Below are 19787 nucleotides of genomic sequence, written 5' to 3' on the forward strand. Positions count from 1 at the left end.
CCAGGCACTCCTGGGAACCGGGATAATCACTGCATGAGTACTGCAGTCTCCCGGGGGACGTCCCCCGTATCCCCGGCCAGACAACCGCGGCTGACCGTGCTCTCCGGCCCCTCCGGGGTCGGTAAGAGCACGGTCGTCGCCCACATGCGCAAGGCACACCCCGAGGTGTGGCTCTCGGTCTCCGCCACCACCCGCAAGCCGCGCCCAGGCGAGCAGGACGGCGTCCAGTATTTCTTCGTCGACGACGAGCACTTCGACAAGCTCGTCGCCAACGGGGAGCTGCTGGAGTGGGCCGAGTTCGCAGGCAACCGCTACGGCACCCCGCGTCAGCCGGTCCTCGACCGGCTGGCCGCGGGGCAGCCCGTGCTGCTGGAGATCGACCTCCAGGGCGCGCGGCAGGTCCGCGAGAGCATGGCGGACGCCCGGCTGGTCTTCCTCGCGCCGCCGAGCTGGGACGAGCTGGTCCGCCGGCTCACCGGCCGGGGCACGGAGTCGCCCGAGGTCATCGAGCGCCGCCTGGCCGCGGCCAAGGTCGAGCTCGCCGCCGAGGCGGAGTTCGATGTGACGCTCGTCAACACCTCCGTCGAGGACGTGGCGCGCGAGCTGCTAGCCTTGCTCCGTTGAACTGGGGGTATCCCCAGACCCCAGAGTTCTTGATCTCCACCCCCATCGGAAGGCAGACAGTGTCCTCTTCCATCACCGCGCCCGAGGGCATCATCAACCCGCCGATTGATGAGCTGCTCGAGGCAACCGACTCGAAGTACAGCCTGGTGATCTACGCCGCCAAGCGCGCTCGCCAGATCAACGCGTACTACTCGCAGCTCGGCGAGGGTCTGCTGGAGTACGTCGGCCCGCTGGTGGACACCCACGTCCACGAGAAGCCGCTCTCCATCGCGCTCCGCGAGATCAACGCCGGTCTGCTGACCTCCGAGGCCATCGAGGCCCCGGCCCAGTAGAGCGGCACATTCGACGTCATCCAGGGCCCGGCAGAGCAGCTGCCGGGCCCTTGGTGTGTCATGGGGTAGGTAGAAGCCACGGAAGTGCGCCGGAGCGCGGGGAGAAGCGAAGCGATGGACAAGCCCAAGGTCGTCCTGGGGGTCAGCGGCGGCATCGCCGCCTACAAGGCGTGCGAGCTGCTGCGCCGCCTCACCGAGTCGGGACACGACGTACGCGTCGTGCCGACGGCCGCCTCCCTGCACTTCGTCGGCGAGGCCACCTGGTCCGCGCTCTCCGGCCACCCCGCCGCCACCCAGGTGTGGGACTCGGTGCACGAGGTGCCGCACGTGCGCATCGGCCAGGAGGCGCAGCTCGTCGTGGTCGCGCCCGCCACCGCCGACATGCTGGCCAAGGCCGCCCACGGCCTCGCCGACGACCTGCTGACCAACACGCTGCTCACCGCGCGCTGCCCCGTCGTCTTCGCGCCCGCCATGCACACCGAGATGTGGGAGAACCCGGCCACCCAGGAGAACGTGGCGACCCTGCGCCGCCGCGGCGCGATCGTCATCGAGCCCGCCGTCGGCCGCCTCACCGGCGTCGACACCGGCAAGGGCCGCCTCCCCGACCCCGAGGCGATCTTCGAGGTCTGCCGCCGGGTGCTGGCCCGCGGCGCCGGATCCCAGGCCGCCGACCTCGCCGGCCGCCACGTGGTCATCAGCGCGGGCGGCACCCGCGAGCCCCTGGACCCCGTCCGCTTCCTCGGCAACCGCTCCTCCGGCAAGCAGGGCTACGCCCTGGCCCGTACCGCCGTGGCCCGGGGCGCCCGCGTCACCCTCGTCGCCGCCAACACCGGGCTGCCGGACCCCGCCGGGGCCGACGTCGTCCAGGTCGGCACCGCGATACAGCTGCGCGAGGCCGTCCTCAAGGCCGCGGCCGACGCCGACGCCGTGGTCATGGCGGCCGCGGTCGCCGATTTCCGTCCCGCCCGCTACGCCGAGGGCAAAATCAAGAAGCGGGACGGGCAGGAGCCCGAGCCCGTCGAGCTGGTGCGCAACCCCGACGTGCTCGCCGAGATCTCGGCGGAGCGCGGCCGCCCCGGACAGGTCGTCGTGGGCTTCGCCGCCGAGACCGACGACGTGCTCGCCAACGGCCGCGCCAAGCTGGCCCGCAAGGGCTGTGACCTGCTGGTCGTCAATGAAGTGGGGGAGGCCAAGACCTTCGGCGCGGAGGCGAGCGAGGCCGTCGTCCTCGCCCCCGACGGCTCCGAGACCCCCGTCCCGTACGGGCCGAAGGAGGCCCTCGCCGAGACCGTCTGGGATCTGGTGGCCGAGCGCCTTTCCTGATGCCGCCGGGGTCCCCGCTGAGGCGGGGATCACAGGTCACAGCGTCGTGGATGTGCGACGGGATGTCCCAACGGCGGGTTCGCCGGATAAACTGGCCTCTGGATCCGCGTCGAGCGCAGCTCTCGGCCGGGTCCGTCAATGATCAGCCAGCAGCCGCTGCAACCCCAGGGAGCGATGTGTCCCGCCGCCTGTTCACCTCGGAATCAGTGACCGAGGGTCACCCCGACAAGATCGCTGACCAGATCAGCGACACCATTCTCGACGCTCTCCTCAAAGAGGACCCGACCTCGCGTGTCGCCGTCGAGACCTTGATCACCACCGGCCTGGTGCACGTCGCCGGCGAGGTGACGACGAAGGCTTACGCCCCCATCGCCACGCTCGTCCGCAACAAGATCCTCGAGATCGGCTACGACTCCTCCAAGAAGGGCTTCGACGGCGCCTCCTGTGGCGTGTCGGTGTCCATCGGTGCCCAGTCCCCGGACATCGCGCAGGGTGTCGACACGGCGTACGAGAGCCGCGTCGAGGGCGACGAGGACGAGCTCGACAAGCAGGGCGCCGGCGACCAGGGCCTGATGTTCGGCTACGCGTGCGACGAGACGCCCGAGCTCATGCCGCTGCCGATCAACCTCGCGCACCGCCTGTCGCGCCGCCTGTCGGAGGTCCGCAAGAACGGGACCATCCCCTACCTGCGCCCCGACGGCAAGACCCAGGTCACCATCGAGTACGACGGCAACAAGGCCGTGCGCCTGGACACCGTGGTCGTCTCCTCCCAGCACGCGTCCGACATCGACCTGGACTCGCTGCTGGCTCCCGACATCCGCGAGTTCGTCGTCGAGCACGTCCTCAAGGAGCTCGTCGAGGACGGCATCAAGCTGGACACCGAGGGCTACCGCCTCCTGGTGAACCCCACCGGCCGCTTCGAGATCGGCGGCCCCATGGGCGACGCCGGCCTCACCGGCCGCAAGATCATCATCGACACCTACGGCGGCATGGCCCGCCACGGCGGCGGTGCCTTCTCCGGCAAGGACCCGTCCAAGGTCGACCGCTCCGCGGCGTACGCGATGCGCTGGGTCGCCAAGAACGTCGTCGCCGCCGGTCTGGCCACCCGCTGCGAGGTGCAGGTCGCGTACGCGATCGGCAAGGCCGAGCCGGTGGGCCTGTTCGTCGAGACCTTCGGCACCGCCACCGTCGACGTCGAGAAGATCGAGACGGCGATCGGCGAGGTCTTCGACCTCCGCCCGGCCGCGATCATCCGCGACCTGGACCTGCTGCGCCCGATCTACGCGCAGACCGCCGCCTACGGCCACTTCGGCCGCGAGCTCCCCGACTTCACCTGGGAGCGCACGGACCGCGTGGACGCCCTGAAGAAGGCCGCGGGCCTGTAAGCACCTCCGGGGCCGGTGCCCCGGTCACCGCTGTCCTCGACGCCGGGCGGGCTGGTTCTCCAGTCCGCCCGGCGTTGTCAGTGGGGTCTGGTAGGACTGTGGCTGTGAGCAGGGAGAACGGGCGGTCTCAGGGTGGTGCCCCGGAGCAGGGGGAGCAGCTCGCGCTGATTCGGGAGAGTGTGCGCGAGGCGAAGGCCAAGGCGCCCAAGGCCAAGCCGCGCACGTGGCGCGGTGCGCCGCTGGCCGGGGCGCTGCCCGTCGCGCGGGTGCTCGTCGACAAGGGGCCCGTCCACCTGGACCGGCTGTGGGACTACGCCGTGCCCGAGGAGCTCGACGCCGATGCCCAACCGGGGGTGCGGGTGCGCGTGCGCTTCGGAGCGGGAACGCGCAATGTGCGCGGCGGGCGCCGGGAAGGCGGCGGGCTGCTCGACGGGTACATCGTGGAGCGGGTCGCCGAGTCCGACTATCAGGGGCCGCTCGCCGCGATCGCCCAGGTGCTCTCGCCGGAGCCGGTGCTCAGCCCCGCGCTCTACGAGCTCTGCCGGGCGGTCGCCGACCGTTATGCCGGTTCGCTCGCCGACGTGCTGCAGCTGGCCGTGCCGCCCCGGCACGCCCGTATCGAGGCGGAGCCCTCGCCCGCGCCGCTGCCCCCGCCGGGAGTGCCGGAGCCCGGGAGCTGGGCGCGGTATCCCGCCGGGCCCGCCTTCCTCGACGCCGTGGCCAGGGGGGACGCCCCGCGGGCCGTGTGGACGGCGCTGCCCGGCCCGCACTGGCCGCAGGAGCTCGCGCGGGCCGCGGCGGCGGCACTGTCGTCCGGGCGCGGCGCGCTGATAGTCGTGCCGGACGGGCGGGACGCGGCGCGCGTCGACGCCGCCCTGGGGGAGATCCTGGGGGAGGGCCTGCACGTGCTGCTGACGGCCGAGCTCGGGCCCGAGGAGCGGTACCGCCGCTGGCTCGCGGTCAGCCGGGGCTCGGTGCGGGCCGTGGTCGGCACACGGGCGGCGATGTTCGCGCCCGTGCGGGACCTCGGGCTCGTCGCCGTCTGGGACGACGGCGACGGCAGCCACAGCGCGCAGAACGCGCCGCACCCGCACTCCCGTGAGGTGCTCGTGCAGCGCGCGGTGCACGAGAAGGCCGCGTTTCTGCTCGGTGGCTTCGGCTGCACGGTGGAGGCCGCCCAGCTGGTGAACACGGGATGGGCCCTGCCGCTCGCCGCCGCCCGCGAGACCGTGCGGGCCGTCGCACCGGCAGTGCGGACCGTCGGCGACACCGACGAGGCCCGCGACGCGGCCGCCCGCGCCGCCCGGCTGCCCAGCCACGCCTGGCAGGCCGCCCGCGAGGGGCTCAAGCACGGGCCGGTCCTCGTCCAGGTGCCGCGCCGCGGCTATGTGCCCCGGCTGGGCTGCGAGCGGTGCCGCGAGCCCGCCCGGTGCGGGCACTGCGCCGGTCCCCTGGAGGCGGCCGACGCCGACGGCGCGCTGCGGTGCGGCTGGTGCGGGAAGGGCGCGCCCCCGGGCTGGCACTGCGCGGAGTGCGGCGGATCCCGGCTGCGGGCCCGGGTCGTGGGCGCGGGACGCACCGCCGAGGAGCTCGGCCGGGCCTTCCCGTCCGTGCCCGTACGGACCTCCGGACGGGACCACGTCCTCGACACGGTGCCCGACCGCCCCGCGATCGTCGTCTCCACGCCCGGCGCGGAGCCCGTCGCCGAAGGCGGCTATGCCGCGGCCCTGCTGCTCGACGGCTGGGCCCTGCTCGGCTTCCCCGACCTCCGGGCGGGGGAGGAGGCCCTGCGGCGCTGGCTGTCCGCGGCGTCGCTCGTCCGCGGGCAGGAGGACGGCGGGGTCGTCGTCGTGGTCGCGGAGCCCACGCTGCGGCCCGTGCAGGCGCTCGTGCGCTGGGATCCCGCCGGGCATGCGATGCGGGAGCTCGCCGACCGTGCCGAGCTCGGCTTCCCCCCGGTGTCCCGCATGGCATCGGTCTCCGGCCCGCCGGAGGACGTCGCCGACCTGCTCGCCGCGGCGGAGCTCCCCGAGGACGCGGAGGTGCTCGGGCCGGTGCCGCTGCCGGTGACGGCCCCGGGCCGCCCGCGGCGCCCCGGTGATCCGCCGCCGGGGGAGCGGTGGGAGAGGGCCCTGCTCCGGGTGCGCCCCGGGCGGGGGGCGGCGCTGGCGGCCGCCCTGAAGACGGCGCAGGCGGCCCGGCTGGCGCGCCGCGACGGCGAACCGGTGCGGCTGCGGATCGATCCCCCGGACATCGGCTGACGGGCCGGCCTGCGGCGGTCGGCCGCTCCGGGGTGGCGGGTCCGCGGGCTGCCGGCGGCGGCCTCGTCGTGGGTCGCTCGCCGTTCCGGCGGGAGCGAAGTGCCCGGCACGGGCCGTCCGGCGTGCGCCGTCCCCGGCGCGACCGGCTGTGCCGGACCCGGCGCCGTGCGAGCCGCCCGCAGGGGCTCAGCCGTTGCGCGGGCCCGGGAAGGCCGGGGGCCGCGGCTCGTCGCGTGCGACGGAGGGCTGGCCCGGCATGGTGCGGGCGGCGGGCACGACCGGCACGGCGGACGGCTCGGCCGTACGGACGGCCTCAGTGCCCTCGGTGGCGGCCTGCCCGCTGGAGCGGCGCGCTCCGTAACGCCGGTGCACCGCCTGCTTGGTGACGCCGAGCGCCGAACCCACCGCGTCCCACGAGAAGCCCAGCGAGCGGTCGAAGTCCACCGCCGCCGTCACCAGCGTCTCGACGCTGTCCCGCAGCTCCTGGGCCAGCCGGACGGTCGGTGCGGGTGCCCGCCCGTAGACGACGAAACCGGCGGAGGGGCCGGTGCGCCGGGGGCGGTAGACATTGCCCAGCTGGGCGGTGAGGGTGCGCAGCGCGTCCACCTGCCTGCGGACCCGCTCGATGTCCCGGACCAGAAGATGCAGGCTGGCCCGTGCCTGGGCGTCGTGGGTTGCGTGGTCGGCCATGAAGAAGCCTCTCGGACCGGCGGGGTAAAAGGACTAAAAAGGGCGAGAGTTGACACCAACGTCAAGCGGGCCGCGGCAGCGGCCCGTCCCGGTCAATCTCTCTTGACCACAACGCGCCACGGCCCGCCGGGTCACGGTATGGGGGCGCACATCCTCCGGAATGGGGCGCGGGGCGGCCCGTACGCCCCCTGATCCCGGGGCCTCTAGACTGGTGGGCTGTTCCGTTCGGCGCTCGAGGAGAGGTAGTTCGCCACCCATGAGGCTCGTCTTCGCCGGTACCCCCGAGGTCGCCGTCCCCGCCCTCGACGCCCTGATCGCCTCCGACCGTCACGAGGTCGTCGCCGTCGTCACCCGTCCCGACGCCCCCGCCGGGCGCGGCCGCCGGCTGGTCGCCAGCCCCGTCGCCCAGCGCGCGGAGGAGGCGGGCATCGAGGTGCTCAAGCCCGCCAGGCCGCGCGAGCCGGAATTCCTCGCCCGGCTGCGGGAGATCGCCCCCGACTGCTGCCCGGTCGTCGCCTACGGCGCCCTGCTGCCCAAGGCCGCCCTGGAGATCCCCGCCCACGGCTGGGTCAACCTCCACTTCTCGCTGCTGCCCGCGTGGCGCGGTGCCGCTCCCGTCCAGCACTCGGTCCTGGCGGGCGACGAGGTCACCGGGGCCTCGACCTTCCTGATCGAGGAGGGCCTGGACTCCGGGCCCGTCTTCGGAGTGCTCACCGAGGAGGTCCGGCCCACCGACACCAGCGGCGACCTGCTGACCCGGCTCGCCTTCGCGGGCGCCGGGCTGCTCACCGCCACCATGGACGGCATCGAGGACGGCACCCTCAAGGCCGTGCCGCAGCCCGCCGAGGGCGTCTCCCTCGCCCCGAAGATCCAGGTCGAGGACGCCCGGCTGGACTGGTCCGCGCCCGCGCTGCGCGTCGACCGCGTCGTACGGGGATGCGCGCCGGCGCCGGGCGCGTGGACGGTCTTCCGTGGCGAGCGGCTGAAGGTGATGGCGGTCTCGCCCACGCCCGACCGCGCCGGCCTCGCGCCCGGCGAGATCGCGGCCGCGAAGAACTCGGTGCACGTCGGGACGGGTTCGCACGCGGTGGAGCTGCGCTGGGTGCAGCCGCAGGGCAAGAAGCCCATGGCCGCCGCCGACTGGGCTCGTGGGGTTCGCATCGTGGCGGGCGAGCGGCTCGGCTAGCCGCTGCCGCGGCCCGTAGCGCGGCTCGGCGGCTGCACGATGTCGCAGCTCCGCGCCCCTTGCGGAACACGGCACCGCGTACGCTGGACCCTTCACCACTTACGCCCCGGAGCACCTTTCGTGAACGATCAGGCCCCTCGCCGCCCCGCAAGACCGCACCGCCGGCCCAAGAAGGACCCGGTCCGGATCCTCGCCTTCGAGGCGCTGCGGGCCGTGGACGAGCGGGACGCGTACGCGAACCTCGTGCTCCCGCCCCTGCTGCGCAAGGCCCGCGAGAAGGGCAAGGAGGAGGGCGGCTTCGACGCGCGCGACGCCGCGCTCGCCACCGAGCTGGTCTACGGGACGCTGCGCCGCCAAGGGACGTACGACGCGATCATCGCCTCGTGCATCGACCGGCCGCTGCGCGAGGTCGACCCGCCGGTGCTGGACGTACTGAGCCTGGGCGCGCACCAGTTGCTCGGCACCCGCATCCCCGCGCACGCGGCGGTGTCGGCCAGCGTCGAGCTGGCGCGGGTCGTGCTCGGCGACGGCCGGGCGAAGTTCGTCAACGCGGTCCTGCGGCGGATCACCGCCCATGACCTCGACGGCTGGCTGGAGAAGGTCGCCCCGCCCTACGAGGACGACCCCGAGGAGCACCTCGCCGTCGTGCACTCGCACCCGCGGTGGATCGTCTCCGCGCTGTGGGACGCGCTCGGTGGCGGCCGCGCGGGCATCGAGGACCTCCTCGACGCCGACAACGAACGGCCCGAGGTCACCCTCGTCGCCCGGCCGGGCCGGGCCACCCCCGAGGAGCTGCTGGCGGCGGCCGGCGAGGAGTCGGCGCTGCCCGGCCGGTGGTCGCCCTACGCGGTGCGGCTCGCCGAGGGCGGCGAGCCCGGCGCGCTGGACGCCGTGCGCGAGGGCCGGGCGGGCGTCCAGGACGAGGGCAGCCAGCTGGTCGCCCTCGCCCTCGCGAACGCTCCGCTGGACGGCCCGGACGGCCGCTGGCTGGACGGCTGCGCGGGCCCGGGAGGCAAGGCCGCCATGCTCGGCGCGCTCGCGGCCCAGCGGGGCGCCGCGCTGCTGGCCTCCGAGAAGCAGCCGCACCGCGCGCGGCTCGTCGAGCGGGCGCTCGCCGGCAACCCCGGCCCTTACCAGGTCATCGCCGCCGACGGCACCCGCCCGCCGTGGCGGGAGGGCACCTTCGACCGGGTCCTCGTCGACGTGCCCTGCACCGGGCTCGGCGCCCTGCGGCGGCGCCCCGAGGCGCGCTGGCGCCGCCGCCCCGAGGACCTCGCCGGCTTCGCGCCGCTCCAGCGCGACCTGCTGCGGGAGGCGCTGCGGGCGGTGCGCGTCGGCGGCGTCGTCGGTTACGCGACCTGCTCGCCGCACCCCGCGGAGACGCGCGCCGTCGTGGAGGACGTCCTCAAGCGGCAGGGGGTGGACGCGGAGTGGATCGATGCTCGGCCTTTGATGTGCGGCGTCCCGGCGGTTGGTGAGGGGCCGGACGTCCAGCTGTGGCCTCATCTGCATGGGACGGATGCGATGTATCTGGCCCTTCTGCGTCGGGTGTCCTGACGGACGGTTGCGCGTGGGTGATGGCGGGGCTTGTTTCCCCAGCCTCGCCCCTTCCTGGCTGGGGCGCGTGCCCCAGCCCCCCCGGGTGCGGGTGGGTGGGCGCCTGCGGCGGGCTTTTTCCCCTATCCGCCCCTTCCCGAAACTGGGGCTGCGCCCCAGACCCCTGACCGCGCTTCGCGCGGTGTCCTCAAACGCCGGACGGGCTGGATTTCACGGACCGTGGGTTCGTTGCCTGTGGGCCGCAGGGATTGCGGACTGCGGTCCGCGCATCCAGCTCGTCCAGCGTCGCAGGCTACGGACTGCGGTCCGCAATCTCAGCCCGGCCGGCGTTTGAGGCTGCCCGCCGCTGGGGGCGCCCCCGGACGGAGTCTGGGGGAGGTAGCCGGGGGAGCAGCGGACCCGCACCATTCAGCCCGTCCGGCGATTGAGGACGCGGCCGCAGGCCGCTCCCGCCGCAGGCGGCGAACCGACCCGCAGCCGCCCACCGGCCCCCGCACCGTGGACCCGGTCCAGCCCAGCGCACGCGACATGGCAAGCTAAACGCATGGCCGCGCAGATCAACCCCAGCATCCTCTCCGCCGACTTCGCCCGCCTCGCCGAGGAGGCGAAGGCGGTGCAGGGCGCCGACTGGCTCCATGTCGATGTCATGGACAACCACTTCGTCCCCAACCTCACGCTCGGGGTGCCGGTCGTCGAAGCGCTCGGCAAGGCCACGGACACCCCCCTCGACTGCCACCTGATGATCGAGGACCCCGACCGCTGGGCCCCGCAGTACGTGGAGGCCGGGGCGGGCTCGGTCACCTTCCACGCCGAGGCCGCCGCGGCGCCGGTCCGGCTGGCGCGGGAGATCCGGGCCAAGGGCGCCCGCGCGTCGATGGCGCTCAAGCCCGCGACGCCCATCGAGCCGTACGAGGACCTGCTGCCCGAGCTCGACATGCTGCTGATCATGACCGTGGAGCCCGGCTTCGGCGGCCAGGCGTTCCTCGACATCATGCTTCCCAAGATCCGCCGGACCCGCGAGCTCATCCAGCGGCACGGTCTCGAGCTGTGGCTCCAGGTCGACGGCGGGGTCTCGGCGCAGACGATCGAGCGCTGCGCGGAGGCCGGGGCGGACGTCTTCGTGGCCGGCTCCGCCGTCTACGGTGCGCAGGACCCGGCGGCGGCCGTACGCTCGCTGAGGGAGCAGGCGGAGCTGGCCACGGCCGCCGCGCCCTGGGCCTGCGCGCACTGACCCGGTTTCGCGCGCCCGGAATGCCGTGGTGCCGCGCAGGGCCTGATCAAAGGACCGCCGTTTCTGACAGGATGACGGTCGAGTCCACAGCTTGAACACAGAAGTGAGGAGACCGAGGTGTCGACGGGCCGTTCTGCCACGCCGATGGGGCCCGCCGAGCTGGTGCAGGCGGCGGCCATGGCCCGCCGCTTCTACCTCGAGGGCAAGTCGAAGATCCAGATCGCCGAGGAGTTCGGCGTGAGCCGCTTCAAGGTGGCCCGCGTGCTGGAGACCGCTCTGGAGCGGGATCTGGTGCGGATCGAGATCCGGGTGCCGGCCGAGCTGGACGCGGAGCGCTCGGACGCGCTGCGCGCCCGCTACGGCCTGCGGCACGCCGTGGTCGTCGAGTCCCCGGCCGACGCGGCCGACGACGCGCCCGACCCCGAGAACCTCGGCGAGGTGGCCGCAGACCTGCTCGGCGAGCTGGTGCACGAGGGCGACGTCCTCGGCCTGGCCTGGGGCCGATCCACCATCCACATGGCCGCGGCCCTGCACCGGCTGCCGCCGTGCACGGTCGTCCAGCTCACCGGTGTCTACGACGCGGGCACCGCCGAGCGCGGCTCGGTGGAGGCCGTGCGCCGCGCGGCCCAGGTGTCCGGCGGCGAGGCGCACCCGATCTACGCGCCGATGCTGCTGCCCGACTCCGCCACCGCCGCGGCGCTGCGCGGCCAGACCGGCATCGCGCGGGCCTTCGACTACTTCGACAAGGTCACCGTGGCCGCCGTGTCCATCGGCTCCTGGGCGCCCGGCATCTCGACCGTCTACGACATGCTCGGCGAGGAGGAGCGCGCGCACTACGCCTCGCTCGGCGCCGCCGCCGAGATGTCCGCGCACCTCTTCGACGCCGAGGGCCGGCGCATCGGCCGTGACCTGGGCGAGCGCTGCATCACCGTCGAGGCGGACCGGCTGCGCCGGATACCGGAGGTCGTCGCGATCGCCGGTGGTCTGCGCAAGGCCGCCGCGATCGGCGCGGTGCTGCGGTCCGGGCTGGTCACCAGCCTGGTCACCGACACCGCCGCCGCCGACTATCTGCTGCTGGAGACCGGTCCGGGCCCGCGCCCGGCGCTGGACCGGGCGGACCCGGACGGCAACTGACCCGCCACGCTCCACCCACCACGCTCCACCCGCACTGCCCGCCGGGGTTCGCCCCGGCGGGCGGTGCGCGTGTCCGGCCCGTGCCGTACGCAGGCCCTGCTCCCCGCGAGACGCCCGGCTGTGAGAATGTGCGGACGCACCATGCCCCGCACATCCGCCCGTCGAGGGAGAGCACGCATGACCCGGAAGCCCGTGAACAGCCGCCTGGCGGAGTTCGGCACCACCATCTTCGCGGAGATGACCGCTCTGGCGGCCCGGACCGGTGCGATCAACCTCGGTCAGGGCTTCCCGGACACCGACGGCCCCGAGGAGATCAGGGAGGCGGCCGTCCGCGCCCTGAGGGACGGCCGCGGCAATCAGTACCCGCCCGCCGCCGGCGTCCCCGAGCTGCGCCTCGCCGTCGCCGACCACCAGGCGCACCGCTACGGCCTGGCGTACGACCCCGACACCGAGGTCCTGGTCACCGCGGGCGCGACCGAGGCGATCGCCGCCGCGCTGCTCGCCCTGGTCGAGCCCGGCGACGAGGTGATAGCGCTGGAGCCGTACTACGACTCGTACGCGGCCTGCGTCGCCATGGCGGGCGGCAAGCGGGTGCCCGTGACGCTGCGCCCCCGCGAGGGCGCCTTCCGCCTGGACATCGACGAGCTGCGGGACGCCGTCACCCCCCGGACGCGGGTGCTCCTGATCAACACCCCGCACAACCCGACGGGCACGGTCCTCACCCGCGAGGAGCTCGCGGCCGTCGCCGCCCTGGCGGCCGAGCACGACCTCTTCGTGATCTCCGACGAGGTCTACGAGCACCTCGTCTTCGACGGCGCGGAGCACGTCCCGCTCGCTTCCCTGCCCGGCATGCGCGAGCGGACCGTCACCATCGGCTCGGCCGGCAAGACCTTCTCCTTCACGGGCTGGAAGGTCGGCTGGGCGACGGCACCCGCACCCCTGGTCGCCGCGCTCCGCTCGGTCAAGCAGTTCCTGACCTACGTCTCCTCCGGGCCGTTCCAGTACGCGATCGCGGAGGCGCTGCGGCTGCCCGACGGCTATTTCGAGGACTTCCGCGCCGACCTGCGGGCCAAGCGCGACCTGCTGGCGGCCGGGCTCGCGGACGCGGGCTTCACCGTGCACCGCCCGGCCGGCACGTACTTCATCACGACCGACATCCGCTCCCTCGGCGAGACCGACGGTCTCGCCTTCTGCCTCGGCCTCCCCGAGCGCGCGGGCGTGGTGGCCGTGCCCAACACCGTCTTCTACGACAACCGCGCCGAGGGCGCCCCCTTCGTCCGCTTCGCCTTCTGCAAGCGCACGGCCGTGCTGGAGGAGGCGGTGGCCCGCCTCAAGGGCCTGTCGGGCTGACCGGGCGGGCTCCTGTCCGATGCCACAGACGCGCCCGCCCGACTCTGGGCGAACCCATGAGAATCGGGCTCCGGTTCGTCACCACGCGGAGGCATCATGGATGATGGGTCCAGGAACCTCAGCCCGATCCGGAGCTGGCTCGGTGCTGACTCCCCACCCGCTTTGTACTCAAAACCGCAGGTGAGAGAGCCAGTATGCGATTCCTCAACGACCAGAAGCCGCCGTACGACCTGACGTACGACGACGTGTTCATGGTGCCCAGCCGCTCCGCGGTCGGCTCCCGCCAGGGCGTGGACCTCTCCGCCCCGGACGGGACCGGCACCACCATCCCCCTCGTGGTCGCCAACATGACCGCGATCGCCGGCCGCCGCATGGCGGAGACGGTCGCCCGCCGCGGTGGCCTCGTGGTCATCCCGCAGGACATCCCGATCGAGGTCGTCACCGAGGTCATCTCCTGGGTCAAGGGCCGCCACCTGGTCCTCGACACCCCGATCGTCCTCGCGCCCACCCAGACCGTCGCCGACGCGCTGTCGCTGCTGCACAAGCGCGCGCACGGCGCCGGTGTGGTCGTCGACGGCGACCACCGCCCGGTCGGCGTCGTCACCGAGTCGGACCTGACCGGCGTGGACCGCTTCACCCAGCTGTCCGAGGTCATGTCCAAGGAGCTGCTGCTCCTCGACGCCGACATCGACCCGCGCGAGGCGTTCAACAAGCTCGACGCCGCGCACCGCAAGCTCGCGCCCGCCGTCGACAAGGACGGCAGGCTCGCGGGCATCCTGACCCGCAAGGGCGCCCTGCGCGCCACGCTCTACACCCCCGCCACCGACGCGGACGGCAAGCTGCGCATCGCCGCCGCCGTCGGCATCAACGGCGACGTGGCCGGCAAGGCCAAGGCCCTGCTGGAGGCCGGTGCCGACACCATCGTCGTGGACACCGCGCACGGCCACCAGGAGTCGATGATCTCCGCGATCAAGGCCGTCCGCGGCCTCGACCCGCAGGTGCCGATCGTCGCGGGCAACATCGTCGCCGCCGAGGGCGTGCGCGACCTCATCGAGGCCGGCGCGGACATCATCAAGGTCGGTGTGGGCCCCGGCGCCATGTGCACCACCCGCATGATGACCGGCGTGGGCCGCCCGCAGTTCTCCGCGGTCATGGAGTGCGCCGCCGAGGCGAAGAAGTACGGCAAGCACGTCTGGGCCGACGGTGGCGTCCGCCACCCGCGCGACGTGGCCATGGCGCTCGCCGCCGGTGCCTCCAACGTCATGATCGGCTCCTGGTTCGCCGGGACGTACGAGTCCCCGGGCGACCTCCAGCAGTCCGCCGACGGCCGGCTCTACAAGGAGAGCTTCGGCATGGCCTCGGCCCGCGCCGTGCGCAACCGCACCAGCGAGGAGTCGGCCTACGACCGGGCCCGCAAGGGTCTGTTCGAGGAGGGCATCTCCACCTCGCGGATGTTCCTCGACCCGACCCGTCCGGGCGTCGAGGACCTGATCGACTCGATCATCGCGGGCGTCCGCAGCTCCTGCACCTACGCCGGCGCGGGCTCCCTGGAGGAGTTCCACGAGCGTGCCGTCGTCGGCGTCCAGAGCGCCGCGGGCTACGCCGAGGGCAAGCCGCTGCACGCCAGCTGGCAGTAAGCGAAGCGATCCCCGAAGGGGCGCGGTCCGGTTCTCCGGGCCGCGCCCCTTTCGCGTTTCCCGCGCCTGTGAGCAGTGCCCCATTCGGCGGCTGTTGACGCCGACATGTACCGATTCGTAAGGTGACGTGCAACGATCGCCCGTTCCGGCCCCCCGCACGCAATGATCGTACGGGCATACGCAAGAATGGTGCATTACGAGCGCACGCACCCACCTCGTAGGGTCTGCGCTGTACGTGGAGTGGCGGATACCGCTTGCTCGCGGTCCCCCTCCTTCCATGGGTTCGCTCCGCCCTGTCGGCGCCGCCCCGGTGGGGTACCGCCGGCGGTCGTCCCCTCCGCCCTCGACAGGCAGCGACGAATGGAGCCACCCAGTGTTGGACCACGGCACAGCGCCCCCCGCCGCGGGCGACGACCAGCGCTCCCCGCGCCCGGCCGCCGGCTTCGCGGCAGGTCTCATGCGGCGCAAGCCGGTCGAACGCCTCGTGGCCGAAGGCGGGCAGGGCGAGGGCGGTTCGCTGCGCCGCTCGCTCGGCATGTGGCAGCTGACGATGATCAGCATCGGCGCGACTCTCGGCACCGGCATCTTCGTGGTGCTCGGCGAGGCGGTGCCCAAGGCAGGCCCCGCCGTCATCATCTCGTTCGTCATCGCCGGCATCACGGCGCTCTTCTCGGCCCTCTCCTACGCGGAGCTGGCCGGCACCATCCCGGTCTCCGGCTCCTCGTACTCCTACGCCTACGCCACCCTCGGCGAGCTCGTCGCCTGGGTCTGCGGCTGGTGCCTGATCCTGGAGTACGGCGTCTCCGTCGCGGCCGTCGCCGTCGGCTGGGGGCAGTACCTCAACGAACTGCTCGACGGCACGATCGGCGTCACCATCCCGGCCTCGCTGGCCAACCCGCCCGGTGACGGCGGCGTCTTCAACCTGCCCGCCCTGCTCGTCGTGCTGCTGTGCATGGCCTTCCTGCTGGGCGGCGCCAAGGAGAGCGCCCGCGCCAACACCATCATGGTCGGCGTGAAGATCGTCGCGCTGCTGCTCTTCTGCGGCGTCGCCTTCCAGGGCGTCAAGGCCGGCAACTACACCCCGTTCATGCCGCTCGGCATCGCGGGCCTGAGCTCCGCCGGAGCCTCGCTGTTCTTCTCCTACATCGGCTTCGACGCCGCCTCCACCGCCGGTGAGGAGGCCAAGGACGCGCAGCGCGACCTGCCGCGCGCGATCATGCTCTCGCTGATCATCGTCACCGCGCTCTACTGCCTGGTCGCAGCCGTCGCCGTCGGCGCCATGCCCTGGCAGAAGTTCGAGGGCAGCGAGGCCGCGCTCGCCGGGATCATGAAGGACGTGACCGGCCAGAGCTTCTGGGCCGTGCTGCTCGCCGCGGGCGCCGTCATCGCCATCGCCTCCGTCGTGCTGACCGTCCTCTACGGCCAGACCCGCATCCTCTTCGCGATGTCCCGCGACGGCCTGGTGCCCAAGGTCTTCTCCAAGGTCCACGCCAAGAGCGGCACCCCCCGGGCCAACACGGTCATCGTCTCGCTCTTCTGCGGCATCCTCGCCGCGGCCATCCCGCTCGGCCAGCTCGCGGACGCCACCAGCATCGGCACGCTCTTCGCCTTCGCCCTGGTCAACATCGCCGTCATCGTGCTGCGCCGGACCCGCCCGGAGATGAAGCGCACCTTCCGGGTGCCGCTCAGCCCGGTCTTCCCGGCCATCGGCTTCCTCCTGTGCGTCTACATGATGGGCAGCCTCGACAAGGTCACCTGGATGGTCTTCGGTGTCTGGATGGCCGTCGGGCTCGTGATCTACTTCGGGTACGGGAGGAGCCGCTCGCGGCTCGCCCGGGAAGAGACGCAGGTCCCCCTAGAGAAGTGATCCACCCGCAGTGCGACTGAACGATCTCGACGAACGCATCGTCCACGCCCTCGCCGAGGACGCCCGCCGCTCCTACGCCGACATCGGCACCGAGGTCGGCCTGTCCGCGCCCGCAGTCAAGCGGCGCGTGGACAGGCTGCGGGCCGAGGGCGCCATCACCGGGTTCACCGTACGGGTGGACCCGGCGGCGCTCGGCTGGGAGACCGAGGGCTTCATCGAGATCTACTGCCGCCGGAACACCTCCCCCGAGGCCATCCACCGCGGCCTGTCGCGCTATCCGGAAGTGGCGTCCGCCTCCACCGTCACCGGCGAGGCGGACGCCATCGTCCAGGTCTTCGCCTCCGACATGCGCCACTTCGAACGGGTGCTGGAGCGCATCGCAGGCGAGCCCTTCGTGGAGCGGACCAAGTCCGTCCTCGTGCTCTCCCCCCTCCTGCGCCGCTTCAGCTCCGGCGCCCCCTCCTGAGCGACACCGCGACCCCGCGAGGCTCCGCGCAATGAATCGCCGCGGAGGTGCCGCAACGCGCAACGAATGACGCGTCGGTACGCAATGGTGGCGCCTTGTCGTGCGGAGTTACCGGCCCGTACCGTCAAGGCGTCCTTAACGCACGCCCCTCGCGACAGGTGAAAAGAGGCCGCATGACGCCGCTGCGCACCGCGCTGTACCAAGGCCGCCCCGGCGTCCCCGCCTCCACCGCCGAGACCCTCGACGACCTGGCCGCCGCCGCGCGCCGGGCCGCCGACGCGGGCGCCCGGCTGCTGCTCACCAACGAGCTCTACCTCACCGGCTACGCCCTCGGCGCGGCCGTGCGGGAGCGGGCCGAGCCCGCCGACGGGCCCGGCGCCCGGGCCGTCGCCCGCATCGCCGCCGAGCACGGCCTGGCCATCGGCTACGGCTACCCCGAGCGCGCCGGCGCGGTGCTCCACAACTCCCTCCAGCTCATCGGGCCGGACGGGGAGCGCCTCGCGCACTACCGCAAGACCCACCTCTTCGGGGACTACGAGACCGCTCACTTCACGCCCGGCGACGAACAGGTCGCCCAGGCCGACCTCGACGGCGTCCGCCTCGGCATGCTGATCTGCTACGACGTCGAGTTCCCCGAGCCGGTGCGCGCCCACGCCCTCGCCGGCACCGAGCTGCTGCTCACCCCGACCGCGCTGATGCGGCCGTACGAGATCGTCCCGCAGACGATCGTCCCGGCCCGCGCCTGGGAGAGCCAGCTCTACATCGCCTACGCCAACCGCTGCGGCACCGAGGGCGACTTCGCCTTCGCCGGCCTCAGCTGCCTCGCCGCCCCCGACGGGACCGTACGGGCGCGGGCCGGCGCGGGCGAGGACCTGATCATCGCCGACGTGGACCCGGCGCTGCTCAAGGCCTCCCGCGCCGAGAACACCTATCTGAGCGACCGCCGTCCGGAGCTTTACGGCTCGCTCGGCTGACGCCCCATACCCCCCACTGTTCCCCTTTTTCCGCAGGAGAGTTCAGCCGATGACGTCCATGGTGCCCAACGCCGCCCACGACGAGCCGTCGCAGCCGGCCCTGCCGCCGATCACCATGGTCGGCCCGGACTTCCCCTTCCCGTACGACGACTTCCTCGCCCACCCGGCGGGTCTCGGGCAGATACCCGCGACCGAGCACGGCGCCGAGGTCGCGGTCATCGGCGGCGGCCTCTCCGGCATCATCACCGCCTACGAGCTGATGAAGATGGGGCTCAAGCCCGTCGTCTACGAGGCGGACCAGATCGGCGGCCGGCTGCGCACCGTCGGCTTCGAGGGCTGCGACCCCTCGCTGACCGCCGAGATGGGCGCGATGCGCTTCCCGCCGAGCTCCACCGCGCTGCAGCACTACATCGACCTGGTGGGCCTTACGACCAAGCCGTTCCCCAACCCGCTCGCGCCCGACACGCCCTCCACCGTCGTCGACCTCAAGGGCGAGTCGCACTACGCCGAGACCATCGACGACCTGCCGGCCGTCTACCGCGAGGTCGCCGAGGCGTGGAACGCGTGCCTGGAGGAGGGTGCCGACTTCTCCGACATGAACCGCGCCCTGCGGGAGCGTGACGTGCCGCGCATCCGGGAGATCTGGGCGAAGCTCGTCGAGAAGTTCGACAACCAGACCTTCTACGGCTTCCTCTGCGACTCCACCGCCTTCAAGTCCTTCCGCCACCGGGAGATCTTCGGCCAGGTCGGCTTCGGCACCGGCGGCTGGGACACCGACTTCCCCAACTCCATCCTGGAGATCCTGCGCGTCGTCTACACCGAGGCGGACGACCACCACCGCGGCATCGTCGGCGGCAGCCAGCAGCTCCCGGTGCGGCTGTGGGAGCGCGAGCCCGGCAAGCTCGTCCACTGGGCGCCCGGCACCTCGCTGTCGTCGCTGCACGACGGCGAGCCGCGCCCGGCCGTGACCCGGCTGCACCGCACGGCGGGCAACGGCATCACCGTGACCGACGCGTCGGGCGACATCCGTACGTACAAGGCGGCCGTCTTCACCGCCCAGTCGTGGATGCTGCTGTCGAAGATCGCGTGCGACGACTCGCTCTTCCCCATCGACCACTGGACGGCGATGGAGCGCACCCACTACATGGAGTCGTCCAAGCTGTTCGTGCCGGTGGACCGGCCGTTCTGGCTGGACAAGGACGAGGAGACGGGGCGGGACGTCATGTCGATGACGCTCACGGACCGGATGACCCGTGGCACCTACCTCCTGGACGACGGCCCCGACAAGCCGGCCGTCATCTGCCTCTCGTACACCTGGTGCGACGACAGCCTCAAGTGGCTGCCGCTGTCGGCGAACGAGCGCATGGAGGTCATGCTCAAGTCGCTCGGCGAGATCTACCCCAAGGTCGACATCCGCCGTCACATCATCGGCAACCCGGTGACCGTCTCCTGGGAGAACGAGCCCTACTTCATGGGCGCGTTCAAGGCCAACCTGCCCGGCCACTACCGCTACCAGCGGCGCCTGTTCACCCACTTCATGCAGGACCGCCTGCCGGAGGACAAGCGCGGCCTGTTCCTCGCCGGTGACGACATCTCCTGGACGGCCGGCTGGGCGGAGGGCGCCGTGCAGACGGCGCTCAACGCGGTGTGGGGTGTGATGCGGCAGTTCGGCGGCGCGACGGACCCGACGAACCCGGGCCCTGGCGACCGCTACGACGAGCTGGCGCCGGTGGAACTGCCGGAGGACTGACGGTCTTTGTCCGCCTGCGG

The 19787-nt window shown here is 72.9% G+C and carries 16 protein-coding genes; 15 read left to right on the plus strand and 1 reads right to left on the minus strand.

All coding sequences use genetic code 11. From position 1 onward, the window contains the following. Positions 1-33: 33 nt before the first annotated feature. From gmk to ACFY1P_RS15280, 5 genes are all read left to right on the plus strand, one after another. Positions 34-624 (plus strand): guanylate kinase, encoded by a 591-nt coding sequence (gmk, locus tag ACFY1P_RS15260; RefSeq protein ID WP_361530489.1) that lies wholly within the window; start codon positions 34-36, stop codon positions 622-624. Positions 625-683: 59 nt separating this feature from the next. Then, a complete protein-coding gene (gene rpoZ / locus ACFY1P_RS15265; protein WP_004948662.1) occupies positions 684-956 on the plus strand; it encodes a DNA-directed RNA polymerase subunit omega in 273 nt (90 codons plus the stop codon). A 114-nt stretch (positions 957-1070) separates the two neighbouring features. Then, positions 1071-2279 carry a bifunctional phosphopantothenoylcysteine decarboxylase/phosphopantothenate--cysteine ligase CoaBC gene (gene coaBC / locus ACFY1P_RS15270; protein ID WP_390750830.1) on the plus strand — a complete coding sequence of 403 codons (1209 nt, stop codon included), beginning with the start codon at positions 1071-1073 and terminating at the stop codon, positions 2277-2279. 176 nt (positions 2280-2455) lie between these two features. Next, the gene (gene metK, locus ACFY1P_RS15275) at positions 2456-3664 is read left to right on the plus strand and encodes a methionine adenosyltransferase (protein ID WP_361530482.1); all 1209 of its coding nucleotides are present in this window, start codon (positions 2456-2458) and stop codon (positions 3662-3664) included. A 104-nt stretch (positions 3665-3768) separates the two neighbouring features. Next, a complete protein-coding gene (locus tag ACFY1P_RS15280; RefSeq protein ID WP_390750831.1) occupies positions 3769-5925 on the plus strand; it encodes a primosomal protein N' in 2157 nt (718 codons plus the stop codon). A gap of 186 nt (positions 5926-6111) precedes the next feature. On the opposite strand, the gene ACFY1P_RS15285 is transcribed toward ACFY1P_RS15280, so the two are convergent. Continuing rightward, positions 6112-6615 carry a hypothetical protein gene (locus ACFY1P_RS15285; RefSeq protein WP_390750832.1) on the minus strand — a complete coding sequence of 168 codons (504 nt, stop codon included), beginning with the start codon at positions 6613-6615 and terminating at the stop codon, positions 6112-6114. A 256-nt stretch (positions 6616-6871) separates the two neighbouring features. Here ACFY1P_RS15285 and fmt point away from each other — a divergent pair, with 256 nt between their 5' ends. The 10 genes from fmt (at position 6872) to ACFY1P_RS15335 (ending at position 19767) form a co-directional block, all read left to right on the plus strand. Next, positions 6872-7801: a methionyl-tRNA formyltransferase gene (gene fmt / locus ACFY1P_RS15290; RefSeq protein WP_361535514.1), complete on the plus strand. Its 930-nt coding sequence runs from the start codon at positions 6872-6874 to the stop codon at positions 7799-7801. Between the two features lie 120 nt (positions 7802-7921). After that, complete coding sequence (locus ACFY1P_RS15295) at positions 7922-9358, plus strand: RsmB/NOP family class I SAM-dependent RNA methyltransferase (protein WP_390750833.1); 1437 nt, start codon at positions 7922-7924, stop codon at positions 9356-9358. Between the two features lie 544 nt (positions 9359-9902). Beyond that, the gene (gene rpe, locus ACFY1P_RS15300; protein WP_361532963.1) at positions 9903-10589 is read left to right on the plus strand and encodes a ribulose-phosphate 3-epimerase; all 687 of its coding nucleotides are present in this window, start codon (positions 9903-9905) and stop codon (positions 10587-10589) included. Positions 10590-10733: 144 nt separating this feature from the next. Then, positions 10734-11723: a sugar-binding domain-containing protein gene (locus tag ACFY1P_RS15305; protein WP_361532981.1), complete on the plus strand. Its 990-nt coding sequence runs from the start codon at positions 10734-10736 to the stop codon at positions 11721-11723. A 177-nt stretch (positions 11724-11900) separates the two neighbouring features. Further along, entirely contained in the window at positions 11901-13073 is a 1173-nt protein-coding gene (locus ACFY1P_RS15310) for a pyridoxal phosphate-dependent aminotransferase (RefSeq protein ID WP_390750834.1), read from the plus strand. Positions 13074-13267: 194 nt separating this feature from the next. Next, a complete protein-coding gene (locus tag ACFY1P_RS15315) occupies positions 13268-14710 on the plus strand; it encodes a GuaB1 family IMP dehydrogenase-related protein (protein ID WP_361532969.1) in 1443 nt (480 codons plus the stop codon). A 373-nt stretch (positions 14711-15083) separates the two neighbouring features. Continuing rightward, the gene (locus ACFY1P_RS15320) at positions 15084-16577 is read left to right on the plus strand and encodes an amino acid permease (RefSeq protein ID WP_361532972.1); all 1494 of its coding nucleotides are present in this window, start codon (positions 15084-15086) and stop codon (positions 16575-16577) included. 10 nt (positions 16578-16587) lie between these two features. Then, entirely contained in the window at positions 16588-17043 is a 456-nt protein-coding gene (locus ACFY1P_RS15325) for an Lrp/AsnC family transcriptional regulator (RefSeq protein WP_095580789.1), read from the plus strand. A gap of 173 nt (positions 17044-17216) precedes the next feature. Further along, positions 17217-18017, plus strand: coding sequence for a carbon-nitrogen hydrolase family protein (locus ACFY1P_RS15330; RefSeq protein ID WP_361532975.1), 801 nt, complete (start codon positions 17217-17219; stop codon positions 18015-18017). 49 nt (positions 18018-18066) lie between these two features. After that, positions 18067-19767, plus strand: coding sequence for an NAD(P)/FAD-dependent oxidoreductase (locus ACFY1P_RS15335; protein WP_361532978.1), 1701 nt, complete (start codon positions 18067-18069; stop codon positions 19765-19767). The last annotated feature ends 20 nt before the right edge of the window (positions 19768-19787 follow it).

Source organism: Streptomyces sp. NPDC001407 (assembly GCF_042895325.1).
Classification (GTDB): domain Bacteria; phylum Actinomycetota; class Actinomycetes; order Streptomycetales; family Streptomycetaceae; genus Streptomyces.